The sequence below is a fragment of the Novosphingobium sp. NFX11 genome, assembly GCF_057376415.1.
Genome location: NZ_CP080385.1, coordinates 1535550 through 1547436 on the forward strand (window position 1 = coordinate 1535550; position 11887 = coordinate 1547436).

Below are 11887 nucleotides of genomic sequence, written 5' to 3' on the forward strand. Positions count from 1 at the left end.
ACGAGCGCATCCCTGTGGAGATACTCACCGGCTTCCTCGGCAGCGGCAAGACGACGCTGCTCAACCGGATGCTGTCGGACGGCGCCTTTCGCGACACCGCCGTGGTGGTGAACGAGCTGGGCGAGATCGGGCTCGACCACCTTCTCGTCGAAACCGCGCCGGGGCAGGTGGCCTTGCTGGAGGGCGGGTGCCTGTGCTGCGCCGTGGTCGACTCGCTTCCCGAAACGCTGCTGGATCTCGTGCGCCGCCGAGCTGGCGGGGACCTGCCGAGGTTCGGGCGCATCGTCATCGAGACGACCGGGCTCGCCGATCCCGGTCCGATCATGGAAGTGGTCCGCCGCAGCCCGCTGCTGGCGCATTTCCTGTCGCTGGGCGTGGTCGTCACCGCGCTCGACATGCTGGGCGGGCAAGGGCAGGTGGAGCGTCACCCGGAGGCGCTGCGCCAGCTGGTGCTGGCCGACCGGCTGGTCCTGACCAAGCTGGACTTGCGGGGGCCCCTCGCGCCTGAGGAATGCGTCTGGATCGCCGGGGCCAATCCGCTGGCGGACGTGGTCACCGCATCGGACGTCCTCGCTGATCCGGCGCTGCTGCTGGCCCCTTCGCGCGGGGCGCGGCCTGCCGTGACGGACGATCACGCGGCGCATAGCCATGGCGTGCGGGCCTGGAGCTTTCCCCTGGGCGAGCCGGTCACCCGCTCCGGCCTCGCGGCTTTCGCGGCGGCGCTGGATCACCGGCTGGGCGCGGACCTGCTGCGCTGCAAGGGGCTGGCCCGGACGCGCGGCCGCCTGTTGCTGGTGCAGGGCGTCGGCGCGCGGTTCTCGGTGACCGAGGCGCCGCCGTCTGCCGCGGAGGCCGCGCCGCACCTCACCGTCATCGTCCAGCGGCGCGAGGCAGGCGAGATCGCCGCGCTGCTTCCGTGGCTCCACGTACCCGAGGGCACGATGCCCCCATCCAAAGAGGACCTGCAATGAGCGGCTTCGACCTCCTGATCGCCAACGGCACCATCGTCGATCCCGTCGGCGGGATCGCTTCGGGCGACATCGCCATCATCGACGGCCGCATCGCCGCGCGCCTCGTCCCCGGCAGCGGAGTGACTGCGCGCGAAACGATCGACGCCTCGGGGCTCCACGTCTTCCCCGGCCTCATCGACACCCACGTCCACTTCGGCTTCGGCGAGCCGATCACCGAATACACCACCGAAACGCAGCACGCGGCCATTGGCGGCTTCACGTCGATCCTTGGCTATTTTCTGTCGAGCGATGGCTACGGCGATATCTTCGACGCTGAACATGCCCATGCCCGCGAGCGGTCGCACATCGATTTCGGCTTCCACTTCTCCGTGGCCAGCGAGCGCCACGTCGAGGAAATGGAACGCTACGTCGCCGATTACGGCGTGACGTCGTTCAAGTATTTCATGAACTTCAAGGGCGAGGAAGGCCGCTATCTTGGCCTCGACGGGACCGACGACGGCTACTTCTACGCGCTGCTGGAGAAGGCCGCGAGCCTTGGCGAAGTCACCATCGTCGTCCACACCGAGAACATCGAACTGGTCAACCGCTTCCGCCGCGCCAGCATCGCCGGGGGCGGCATGACGCTGAAGGACTGGAACCTCTCCAAGCCCGCGATCACCGAGGCGGAGAGCACCATCCGGGCGCTTTATCTGGCGGAAAAGCTGCGCGCGCGTATCTATATCCCGCATATCTCAACGCGCATGGCACTGGACGAGGTGCGCCGCTGGCGGGACCGCTACGACCGGGTGACGGTGGAGACCTGCCCGCACTACCTGACGCATGACTGGGACGCGGACATCGGCCCCATCGGCAAGGCGAACCCGCCGTTTCGCAGCCCGGACGACGTCGCGGCGCTATGGGAAGGGCTGGCCGACGGCGCCATCGACGTCGTCGCTTCGGACCACGTACCCCGCAAGCGCGCCACCAAGGAGAAGCCGGTGTGGCAGGCCTCGCAGGGTTTTCCCGGTACGGCGACGATCCTGCCGGTGCTGCTCGACCAGGGGTATCACAAGGGGCGCTTGTCGCTCGAGCGGATCGCGCAGTTGCTCACCAGCCGTCCGGCGGAGATATTTTCCATGAAGGGCAAGGGCAGCCTGGCCCCCGGTGCCGATGGGGACGTGACGCTGGTGGACCTTGAGCAGAGCCGCGTGGTCGATCCTGCGGCGCTGGCTTCGTATTCGGACTATAGCCTTTACGAAGGCTGGACCCTGCGGGGCTGGCCGGTGCGGGCGATCCTGCGCGGGGAGACGATCATGCAGGATGGCCGGGTCGTGGGCGCCGGGGGGTATGGGCGTTATCTGGAACGACGGGGGTGAGGGCTGGCCTAGGGAGGCCCACCTCTGTCCCTCCCGCGAGCGGGAGGGGATGAGAGAATAGCGCTAGGTTCCCCCTCCCGCTTGCGGGAGGGGCGCGAGACTTGGCGATTTATCGCCTAGTCGCAGCGGGGTGGGCCTCTCAGGCCTCACCCAACCCCAGTTCTTCCAGTTGATCCGCCCAGTCGCGGTGCCATTTCTGCACGAGAATCTCGTTCGCCCCGAATACGGCGCTGAACCCCTCCGGCGCGTTCGACAGGTTGCGGTAGGCTTCCTCCGAGACACTGTAGTCCTCCGTCCGCACGACATCCTCGATGAAGCCGTGGAGCACCTGCCAGTCCTCGTCCGGCTGCGGGCCGTCGGCGTGGCCGGGGCGATAGGTGGCCATGCGCGTCACCGTGCTGCCGGGCGTCTCGCCGGGATAGAGATGGTAGAAGCCGTAGAACATCTCCCCGTTCGGACCCGAGGAGACGTTGAGGTTGATGTTGGGAAAGATGAAGTAGTTGCCGCCGAAGTTTTCGTCCGGCCACTCCGTCTCCGGCGCGTCGGCGAGCGCGTACCAGTCCTTGCGCGGGAAGCCCATGCGGGCGTTGCGGTCGAACGGGGTCAGCGCCATGACGTTGGAGACGAGGCGCGGGGCCACCGTGGTCGCGTGCAGGGTCGCGAAATGGTAGCTTTCGCAGTAGGTGTCCCAGGCGCATTTCCAGTTGGTGCGCGTTTCCAGCCGGCTGCGGCGCATCGGCCGGGCGCGGCCGAGTTCGAGGTGCTCCAGTTCCGCCGCGAAAGGGCCGAGCCATTGCGCTACGTCGATCGGGCCGCCCTCCGGATCGGCGCGCACGAAGACCATGCCCGCCCATTCCGTTACCGGCAGCTCGACCAGCCCGCGCGCCGCGCGCTCCATGCCCGCGAAGCCCTCCGCGCCGGGCAGGCCGATCAGCTTGCCCTTGAGGTCGAAGGTCCAGCCGTGGAAGCGGCAGGTCATGCGCTTGCGGCTGTCGCATTCGGTCACGAGGCGCGCGGCACGGTGCGGGCACATATTGAGGAAAGCGCGTACCTGCCCTTCGCCGTCGCGCAGGATCACGATTTCGGGGCCGAGGGCATCGAACAGCAGCTTGTCGCCCGGCTCCGCCACGTCGAGCGAAAGGCAGGCCATGATCGGCAGCTTGCGGAAAGCCTCCCGTTCGCGCGCATGGCGCTCGGGATCGACGTAGGCGTGGGCGTCGATCTCCATGACGGTCTCGGCCAGGTCTGTCCGCCCGTCGCGCAGGCGCTCGACGAGGGCGCGGCGCAATGAGTTGTGGGAGTCCCGTCGGGCTGCAGAGGGGGCGAGAGAGGGATCGGCGGTCATCGGATCAGTGTCCCCGGTAACGGATGAAGGCGAGGAGGCTCAGCGCCTTGAGTACGGCCGGATAGACCGCGAAGCAGAGCACCAGCGTGGTGAGGGCGCCGGGCGTCTGCGGCACCGCGCCGCTGCCCTTGGCGCCGGCGAAACCGCCGAGGCTGAGCAGCACGCCGGTGATCGCCGGGCCGAGCGCGAAGGCGACTTTCTCCAGCGCGCTGAACACGCCGGAATAGACGCCCGCGCGGGATGCGCCGGTGGTCTCGCGGTCGTGCTGGATGGTGTCGGTCAGCATCGACAGCGCCATCAGCAGGTACATCGAGTTGAACAGGCCCCACAGGAACCCGCGCAGCGCCATCAGCACGATTCCCGGCGCGGGGATGCCGAGGTGTGCGGCGATCCAGCCGTTCTCGGTCGGCCCGGCGGTGATCCACGAGAGGCACAGCAGCGACCAGCCGAGCACCCCGGTGACGAACAGCGCGCGTTTGGAGAAGCGGCGGCTCAGCCAGACCGTCAGCGGCTGGGCGACCAGCACCGAAGCGGCGGCGAAGACGTTGACGATCGCCAGCGCGCCCGCATCGTGCAGGACGTAGAGGAAGAACAGGCCGAAGACGGTATAAGTCATGCCCTGCGCGGTCAGCGCGAAGAAGTAGGTGGTGGACAGGCTCACGAAGCTGCGGTTGCGCCACAAGGCGAGGATGTCGGCCTTGCCGGTCGCGCCTTCGGGGCGGGGCACGGTGATGAGGCGGGTGCGGCGCACGGTCGCCCAAGTGACGCCCATGCTCACCAGGCAGACGAGGCCGTAGAGCATCCCCATGCGGTTGAAGCCGTGCCAGCCGTCGCCCAGCCACTGCGCCACCGGCAGCGCATAGCCCGCGCCGATGGCGACGCCGACGGCCAGGAAGACGAGGCGATAGGCGAGGATCGTCGTGCGCTCGCGCGGGCTCTCGCTCATCTCGGACGCGACCGAGAGGTAGGGCACCGAGAACAGGCTGTAGGCGGTGGAGGCGAGCGCGAAGGCAAGCGACATGTAGGCTGCGCTGGCCAGCGGGGAGGCGAAGTCCGGCGCGCTGAACATCAGCACGAAAGCGAGGGCCGAAAGCAGCGCGCCCGCGCCGAGGAAGGGGGCGCGGCCCCAGCTGGTGGCACGCCGGTCCGACCAGCCGCCGACGAGGGGGTCGCAGAACACGATCCACGCCTTGGGGATCAGGATCGCGATGCCCGCCATCCACGCCGGGATGCCGAGCACGGTGATCATATAGATCGGCAGGATCAGCGCGGGGGTGTCGCGGAAGATCTGCGCCCCCACCGCCCCGCTGCCATAGCCGAGCCGGGTGGCAAGGCTGACGCGCGGAGTGCGTGCCGGGGGCGAGGTCATGGCGGCGTCGTAGGTCGCTTCGAGCATCAGCGTTCCTCTTGTGCGGCGATCATGGGTATCCCGCCTTCGTCATTGCGAGGGGCGCAGCCCCGCGGCAATTCAGCGGCGGCCCAGCGGTGGCGCAATTCGCCCTGGATTGCTTCGCTGCGCTCGCAATGACGGGGGTGGGGACCGTCATGGGTCAGGCCTTCCCCGGATAGGCGCTTGCCACCGAGCCGGTCGCGGGCTGGTGCAGGGCCTTGGGCATGGAGTATTCGAGCAGCCCCTCGTCGCCGTACTCGCGCCCGAAGCCGCTCGGTCCCGAGCCGCCGAACGGCAGGTCGAACGAGAAGCCGCTGCGGTTGTGCGCGTTGACGAGGCACAGTCCGGCCGGCAGCGAGGCCGCGAGGTCCCATGCCTGCTCGGCGTCGGATGACCAGACCGAGGCGCTGAGGCAGTCCCCGGTGGCGGCCCAGCGGCGCACATCGGCTTCGTCGCGCCAGGTGACCACGGGGACGATCGGGCCGAACTGCTCGTCGCGCACGAGTTCGGCGTTGTCGGTCAGGCCGGTGACAAGCTGGGGCGCCACGAAATAGCCCTGCTCCGGGTAGTCGGAGAAGTCGTTCAGGAGCGGCACGACCATGCCCCCGTCGCAGCGTGCCTGCGCCGCGACGCGGCTGATGCGGCCTTGCGCCTGCGCGCTGATGACCGGACCGATGTTGGTGCGCGGGTCGAGCGGGTCGCCCATGTACAGCAGGCGCCGCGCCGTCTCGACGTAGGCGTCCACGAAGTGCTCGGCCACGGCTTCGTGGACGTAGAGGCGCTTGGCCGCCATGCAGACCTGCCCGGCGTTGAGGAAGCTGGCCCAGACGAGCGCTTCCATGCGGGCGGTGGTCGGCGCGAAGTCCTCCAGCACGATCAGCGGGTCGTTGCCGCCCAGTTCCATCACGCTGGGGATGAAGCGGCGGCTGGCCTGTTCCAGCACTGCGCGGCCCACCGTGCCGCCGCCGGTGAAGGCGACTTTCGCCACTTCGGGCGCGCCGATCAGTGCCTCGCCGGTCTCGGCGCCGCCGTTGACGGCGCGCAGCAGGCCGGGCGGCAGGTGCGCGGCGATCATGGCGACGATGGCGCTCAAGGTCAGCGGCGCGAAGGGGGAGGGCTTCACGAGCACCGCGTTGCCCGAGAGCAGGGCGGGCGCGATCTTGGTCATGGCGAGGATGATCGGCGCGTTCCACGGCACGATCGCCGCGATGACGCCATATGGCGCGCGCCGCACCACGCGCCGCCCCGGTCCTTCGCCGCGAACGTCGTCGGCAAGGAGACGGCGGGCGCGGCCCTCCATGTCGGCGGCGAAGGCCAGCGCGAAGCGGATTTCCCCGGCGCATTCGCCCACCGGCTTCCCCATCTCGCTCGCCATCGTGCGGGCGAGGGCGTCGATGCCCTCCACCGCGCCGAAGGCCATGCGCAGCGTGTCCGCGCGCGTCTCGAAGTCGAGCGCGGCCCATTCCCTCTGTGCGGCCGCTGCGGCAGAGGCGGCCGCGAGGACGTCGGCGGGACTGTCGCGGCGGATGCGCCCGGCCAGTTCGTCAGGCCGGGCGGGGTTCTCGCGCAGCAGCCACTTGCCCTGCGCGTCCGCCATGCTCGACGCGGCGAAGTCCCCCAGCTTCGGATGGCCGGTCTGCGAATGCGGGGCCAAGACCGTCAGCCTTCCTTGAGGAAGCGGACGCAGGCTTCGGTCCACTCCTCCGGGAACTCCTCTATGGTGTCGAGCGTGCCGCCCTCGATCCGGTAGTCGGGCACCTTGCCTTCCAGGAAGTGCAGGCACTTCATGATGCCCGGCGCAGAGAGGTCCTTGTCGCCCCAGACGATGAAGCCCGGCACCGTCACGTCGAAGCGCAACTGCTTGAGCGTGTCGAGCTTGCTGGCCGCGTAATACGATGCCTGCGCGTTCTCCCCGGCGGTGAGGGCGGCGACGTAGAGCTTCTCGAATGCCTTGAGGTTGTTCACCGGCGAGACGTTCTTCCAGCGCAGCTGCCACAGGCGGGTCAGGTGGCTGCCGTCCTCCTCGGCGATGGTCGCGGGCGCGCGCATCGGCACCACGCCCTCGTCGGGGTGGAGCAGCACCGGGCCGGAGAGGACGAACTTCTTGACGCGCTCCGGGTACTGCGCCGCCAGCTGGGTGGCGAAGTAGGCGCCGGTATGGACGCCGATCACCGAGATCGGATCGGTCAGCCCCATGTCGTCGAGGAATTCGACGATGGTGCGCGCATATTCCTCGGGCTCGACGAGGCGGCCGGGCAGGTCGGACATGCCGTAGCCGATGGTGTCCATGCAGATCGCGCGGAAGTGTTCGCCCAGCATCGGCAGCACGGTGTCGAACATGCCGCTCGACTGCGGGGCCTGGTGGAGACACAGGACCGGTTCGCCCTCGCCATGCTCGCGGTAGTGGAGCTGGCCGAGGAAGCAGCTGGAATAGCCGCGCTTGAAGTTGACGGGCGCGGTATCGATGGTCGGGATCATGACGGCTCCTGCTGGCTGGCCTCGGGCGCGAGCGGCAGCTCGGCGAGGCTTCGGAAGATGGTGGAGACGAAGGCGGCGCGGCTTTCGCGCATCGCGGCGGTTTCGTCGGGGGTGAAGGTGAAGCTCTCGATCGCCTCGGGACTGACCGCACCCTGTGCGGCAAGCACGCCTTCCAGAACGGCGTTGCGGCGCTTGAGCACCCAGACTTGCGCCGCCATTTCGAGCATGACGTCCATCATCGCGTCGAGGCGGCGGTCGCCGAGGAAGGGGCGGCCGTCGGCAAGGCCCTCGCTCTTGTCCAGCCAGCGGCGCAGGTCGGCGACTTCGTCGGGTGTCATGCGGTTTTCCTGCAGACGCGGATCTGCAGCGCTCCGGTAGAGGTGGCGGCAGGGCGGTAGTCGGGATCGACGTCGCCGAAGTGCGCTTTCAGCAGCGCGGTGAAGTCGGAATGGACGAAGGCGGGGGCGTAGGGCTCGCCGTTGTACCAGCTGTCGAACAGGCGCATGCAGTGGCGGCCGCTGAGTTCTTCGGCCGCGATGTGCGGGAAGTCGATGATGGTGAAGGTGCCGCCCGGCTTCAGGATGCGCGCGGCCTCTTTCACGACGCCTTCGGCCACTTCGGGCGGCAGTTCGTGGAACAGGATCATCGCCAGCGCCGCGTCGACGCTGTTGTCGGCGAAATCGAGCGCGGCGGCGTCGCCTTGCGTGAAGTGGACCTCGATCCCCAGCTCCCGTGCCCGGGCATGGCCGTAGCGCAGCATCGGCGCGGCAAGGTCGATGCCGTGGACCTCGGCTTCGGGGAAGCGCAGCTTGAAGGCGGTGGTGGACTGGCCGACGCCGCAGCCGAGGTCGACGATGCGCTGCGGAGAGCCGTCGATCGGGCACCAGGCGGCCATGACGTTGTGCAGGCGGTCGTCGTCGTTGCCGCCGGTGAAGAATACCTTGGAGCCGTAGTGGAACACGAGATCCGGCGAGCGCGTCGTCGTGGTAGTTGCCCGGCTGCAGGTGGATGTCCTGCGCCCGGAAGTATTCGGGATAGGCGAAGTCCGGGTCGATGCGCAGCAGGTGGGGGCGGCGGCCTCGGCCTGCTTCAGCCAGTCCTCCAGTTCGCCCGCGATGCGGCGGTAGGTGTCGCCGGTGCCGCGCCACATCATCGTCTGGGTCGAGCGCATCATCCGCCGCGCCATCTGCGCGGCGGGCACGTGGTCGAGCGCGGTGAACAGGTCCTGCACGCGCGGCCGGGGCGACCGGGTCGCCATCCGGGCGCCGATCGCATCGCCCGACTGGACGAGGCGCGGCACCATGCGCGAGAGGTTGAAGGCGCGCATTCCCTCGACGAAATCGACGTAGCTCTCATCGTCGAGGCTGGCCGCGCCGCGCAGGGTGCCGATCGGCGGGCGGCTCACGCCGGGACGCTTTCGCGCAGCGCCAGGATCGCGCCGTAGAGTTCCGGGCGCGTGTCCATGATGAGGTCGGTCGCGCCCATCAGCCGCTTGTCGCGGTTGGGGGCGAGGTCGACCTCCACGGTGAACGCGCCGGTGAGCGAGGGCGCTATGTGGCGGTCCGGCGCGTTGACTTCCTTGGTCTGCGGGAAGCGGTATTCCGGCGGGGTCGTGCAGACGGTGCCGGGCTTCGCGCAAAGGCTGTCGGCGCGCCCCGCACTGACGATGGTGACGTGGTTCTCCGCCGAACGCGCGGTGAGCATGAGTTCGTGGTGCCAGTCCTCGCGCCATGTCGCGGGACAGGCGATGAGGTCCGCGCCCTTGCGGGCGAGCACGCGGGCAGCCTCGGGGAACAGCAGGTCCTCGCCCAGCAGCAGGCCGAGGCGGCCGAACGGGAGGTCGAAGACCGGCAGATCGTCACCCAGCGCCATGTCGTTCGAGCCGGGGTCGGCATGGATCTGGCGGTATTCGCCGATCACGCCTTCGGGGCCGAATAGGACGGCGCGGTTGACGCGCTTGCCATGCTCGCGCCCCGGCAGTCCGGCGACGAGGTAGGTGCCTGCTGCGGCAGCGGCTTCGACGAGGGCTGCGGTCGCTTCGTCGAGGCGGCTGTCGTCGCCCAGGGCCCACGCGAAGAATTCGGGGAGCACTGCCAGTCCGGCCGGGGCCGAGGCGATCATCGTGACCGCCTGCGCCAGCCGTTCATCGAAGGTCGCGCCATCCGGCACGATGGTCGTCAGCGCGGCTTTCCCCGCCGGTGCGCGGTCTTCGGCGAGCGCCGCCAGCGCGGCGTTGTCCTCGCCCATCAGCGTGTAGAGTTCAGGCCGCCGCCGCGCCATGCGGTCTTCGCGTTCCAGCTTCGACAGGTCTATGTCGGCGAAGACCAGCCCGATGTCGTCATGCGTCGCGCGAACCAGCGCCGCGCCGTCCGGGCCGACCACCTGGCTTTCCCCTGCGCCCTTCACGAAGTCGCGGGTCATGCCTGCGGCGTCGATCAGGTCCTGCAGGTCCTGCCCCTTGACCATGTCCCCCACCCGGTTGGCGGAGATCATGAAGTAGCCGTTCTCGGCCGCGCGCGCCGGGATGTGCAGGTTCGCCTCGTCCACCCCGTTCGAACAGAGCGAGTTCAGTACGATGTCCGCCCCCAGGCACGCCATCGTGCGCGAGGTTTCCGGCACCAGCCCGTCCATGCAGGATATCATGCCGATGCGCCCGATTTCGGTGTCGTAGACGCGCCCGTCCTCGTCCGAGGGGAAGAACGCGTCGCGCTCGATCCACATCAGCACCTGCTTCTTGTTGGAGCCGATGTATTCGCCGTCCGGCCCGATCAGGTGGTTGACCATCCACGCCTTGGGGAATGGACCGCGCACGGCGGCGTTGAAGCCGATGAACAGGCCATGTTCGCGCGCCTTGGCACGGATCGCCGAGACCAGCGGACCTTCGAGGGTAACGGCCTCGCGCCATGCGTGTTCGCGGTCGGTGTAGGAGGTGGGGTAGTTGCAGCACTCCTGGAAGTGCACCAGCCTGGCCCCGCCCGCCGCCACCTCGTCGGCAAGGCGAAGGATGTCGGCAAGGACGCGGTCGGTGTCCTTGCCGGTTTCGAACTGTGCTGTAGCTACCCGTAGCATCGTGCGCGCCTTTCGGATCAGAAGTCGAATTCGAGGGTGTCGCCGAAGCTCTTCTGGTCGAATTCGGCCAGTTCGTAGGTCACGCCCTTGGCATGGCCGATCACGCGGGCGCAGATGCGGTCCTGCCCGGTGGTCCAGACCTCGATGTCGGCGTCGATCGCGCCGGTGTGCCAGAGGTAGTGGTCGCAGACGAACTTGCCGGCGGGGACTTCGATCTCCTCCTCGCCGATGTACTCGATGGCCAGCGTCACTTCCTTGCCGTGCGTCATCTGGCCGCCGTTCCAGGTGGCCGAGGTGGTGAGGATGCGCACGTGCTGCGTGCCTTCGACCGCGCGGTCGCACTGGGTGAATTTCCAGCCCTCGACGACGGTGGGGTGGTAGCCGAGGACGAGGTCGGCGCCGCCGGGAAGCTGGGCCTGCTCGATCGGGCTGCCGTCGGGCGCGATGAGGAGCGACGTCACCTCGTCACCGACCACGCGGCGCACCAGAACGCCCTGGAACTCGCTGCCGACGAACAGGCGGAGGTGCCCGTCCATCGGCATGAATTCGGTGTTCACGGTCTGGGTGACGTGGCGCACCAGCGAGGTGCCGGGGAAGCGCGTCATCGACTGCGCGGTATGGGTGCCGTCGGGGTTGGTGGAGACGATGAAGTTCTCCCACTCGACCCACTTGGAGCGGTCGTCGCTGGGGCCCATCACGTAGCTGCCGGTGGTACGGGTAAGCGGCATTCGATCTACCTCTCTGTCGATCCGGATGGACGGCCCGAATGGTTGGGGCTGCATCCATTTGCGGTTGTCGACGTCGAGGCTGCCTCACACCGGGCGCGCGGCAAATCGAGGCTGGTGCCTCTGGCCACCAATCGAGGATTTATCGGCTGGTGGGGAATCGCGGTATTAACTGTTGCCGTGTCAGAGCGGCGTCGCGGTCACCACCATGCGGCCCAGGAACACCGGCTTTTCGGCGCCGATGACCGGCGCGCCGGGCGGCACGGCCATGGCGGCCACGCTGGTCAGGATGGCCGAGGATACGGCAAGGGCTGCGAAGGCGGGGAGCAGGCGGGTCATCTGGCGGCGTCCATCGTCGGTTTTCGATGAGGCCGGTATGACGGCGCGGTGTCGCAGGACTTTGCCACGCCTGCATCAAGCTGTCCGAAAGTGTATTGAGCGGTAATCTCAACAAGACCTTGGAGCCACGCGGATCGGCCTGGCGCTGCAATCGTTCCGCAGTGTGACCAGGCTTCTCCACCTGCCGATCAGTCGGGGGCACAACCCTGTCATTG

General features: G+C 68.5%; 11 protein-coding genes. 2 read left to right on the forward strand and 9 right to left on the reverse strand.

The features are described from left to right. The first annotated feature begins 14 nt into the window (after positions 1-14). Together KZO24_RS24865 and KZO24_RS24870 are read left to right on the forward strand one after the other, a co-directional pair. Positions 15-971, forward strand: coding sequence for a CobW family GTP-binding protein (locus tag KZO24_RS24865; protein WP_430099393.1), 957 nt, complete (start codon positions 15-17; stop codon positions 969-971). Next, positions 968-2326, forward strand: coding sequence for a dihydroorotase (locus tag KZO24_RS24870; protein WP_271183749.1), 1359 nt, complete (start codon positions 968-970; stop codon positions 2324-2326). The genes KZO24_RS24865 and KZO24_RS24870 overlap by 4 nt, the downstream gene beginning before the upstream one ends. Positions 2327-2465: 139 nt before the next feature. Here KZO24_RS24870 and KZO24_RS24875 read toward each other — a convergent pair whose 3' ends face one another. The 9 genes from KZO24_RS24875 to KZO24_RS24915 all read right to left on the reverse strand — a co-directional run bounded on the left by KZO24_RS24875 (position 2466) and on the right by KZO24_RS24915 (position 11672). Further along, a complete protein-coding gene (locus KZO24_RS24875) occupies positions 2466-3671 on the reverse strand; it encodes an aromatic ring-hydroxylating oxygenase subunit alpha (RefSeq protein ID WP_370424078.1) in 1206 nt (401 codons plus the stop codon). 4 nt (positions 3672-3675) lie between these two features. Next, the gene (locus KZO24_RS24880; protein WP_271183751.1) at positions 3676-5067 is read right to left on the reverse strand and encodes an MFS transporter; all 1392 of its coding nucleotides are present in this window, start codon (positions 5065-5067) and stop codon (positions 3676-3678) included. A 154-nt stretch (positions 5068-5221) separates the two neighbouring features. Continuing rightward, on the reverse strand, positions 5222-6715 hold the full coding sequence (locus KZO24_RS24885; RefSeq protein ID WP_271183752.1) for an aldehyde dehydrogenase family protein: 1494 nt from the start codon (positions 6713-6715) through the stop codon (positions 5222-5224). Between the two features lie 5 nt (positions 6716-6720). After that, positions 6721-7539 carry an alpha/beta fold hydrolase gene (locus KZO24_RS24890; RefSeq protein WP_271183753.1) on the reverse strand — a complete coding sequence of 273 codons (819 nt, stop codon included), beginning with the start codon at positions 7537-7539 and terminating at the stop codon, positions 6721-6723. Continuing rightward, positions 7536-7877 (reverse strand): hypothetical protein, encoded by a 342-nt coding sequence (locus KZO24_RS24895; protein ID WP_271183754.1) that lies wholly within the window; start codon positions 7875-7877, stop codon positions 7536-7538. The genes KZO24_RS24890 and KZO24_RS24895 overlap by 4 nt, the downstream gene beginning before the upstream one ends. Beyond that, entirely contained in the window at positions 7874-8944 is a 1071-nt protein-coding gene (locus tag KZO24_RS24900) for a class I SAM-dependent methyltransferase (protein ID WP_486487373.1), read from the reverse strand. The genes KZO24_RS24895 and KZO24_RS24900 overlap by 4 nt, the downstream gene beginning before the upstream one ends. Beyond that, positions 8941-10608: a nitrilase-related carbon-nitrogen hydrolase gene (locus KZO24_RS24905; protein WP_486487374.1), complete on the reverse strand. Its 1668-nt coding sequence runs from the start codon at positions 10606-10608 to the stop codon at positions 8941-8943. The genes KZO24_RS24900 and KZO24_RS24905 overlap by 4 nt, the downstream gene beginning before the upstream one ends. A gap of 17 nt (positions 10609-10625) precedes the next feature. Continuing rightward, entirely contained in the window at positions 10626-11336 is a 711-nt protein-coding gene (locus tag KZO24_RS24910) for a hypothetical protein (protein ID WP_036526983.1), read from the reverse strand. A 180-nt stretch (positions 11337-11516) separates the two neighbouring features. Next, the gene (locus KZO24_RS24915; protein WP_271183757.1) at positions 11517-11672 is read right to left on the reverse strand and encodes a hypothetical protein; all 156 of its coding nucleotides are present in this window, start codon (positions 11670-11672) and stop codon (positions 11517-11519) included. Between the last annotated feature and the right edge of the window lie 215 nt (positions 11673-11887).

Excerpts from the sequence above, each read along its gene's own strand:
- KZO24_RS24870 (WP_271183749.1), top strand. The coding sequence starts at position 968 with ATGAGCGGCTTCGACCTCCTGATCGCCAACGGCACCATCGTCGATCCC.
- KZO24_RS24875 (WP_370424078.1), bottom strand. The coding sequence starts at position 3,671 with ATGACCGCCGATCCCTCTCTCGCCCCCTCTGCAGCCCGACGGGACTCC.
- KZO24_RS24880 (WP_271183751.1), bottom strand. The coding sequence starts at position 5,067 with ATGCTCGAAGCGACCTACGACGCCGCCATGACCTCGCCCCCGGCACGC.
- KZO24_RS24890 (WP_271183753.1), bottom strand. The coding sequence starts at position 7,539 with ATGATCCCGACCATCGATACCGCGCCCGTCAACTTCAAGCGCGGCTAT.
- KZO24_RS24895 (WP_271183754.1), bottom strand. The coding sequence starts at position 7,877 with ATGACACCCGACGAAGTCGCCGACCTGCGCCGCTGGCTGGACAAGAGC.
- KZO24_RS24905 (WP_486487374.1), bottom strand. The coding sequence starts at position 10,608 with ATGCTACGGGTAGCTACAGCACAGTTCGAAACCGGCAAGGACACCGAC.
- KZO24_RS24910 (WP_036526983.1), bottom strand. The coding sequence starts at position 11,336 with ATGCCGCTTACCCGTACCACCGGCAGCTACGTGATGGGCCCCAGCGAC.
- KZO24_RS24915 (WP_271183757.1), bottom strand. The coding sequence starts at position 11,672 with ATGACCCGCCTGCTCCCCGCCTTCGCAGCCCTTGCCGTATCCTCGGCC.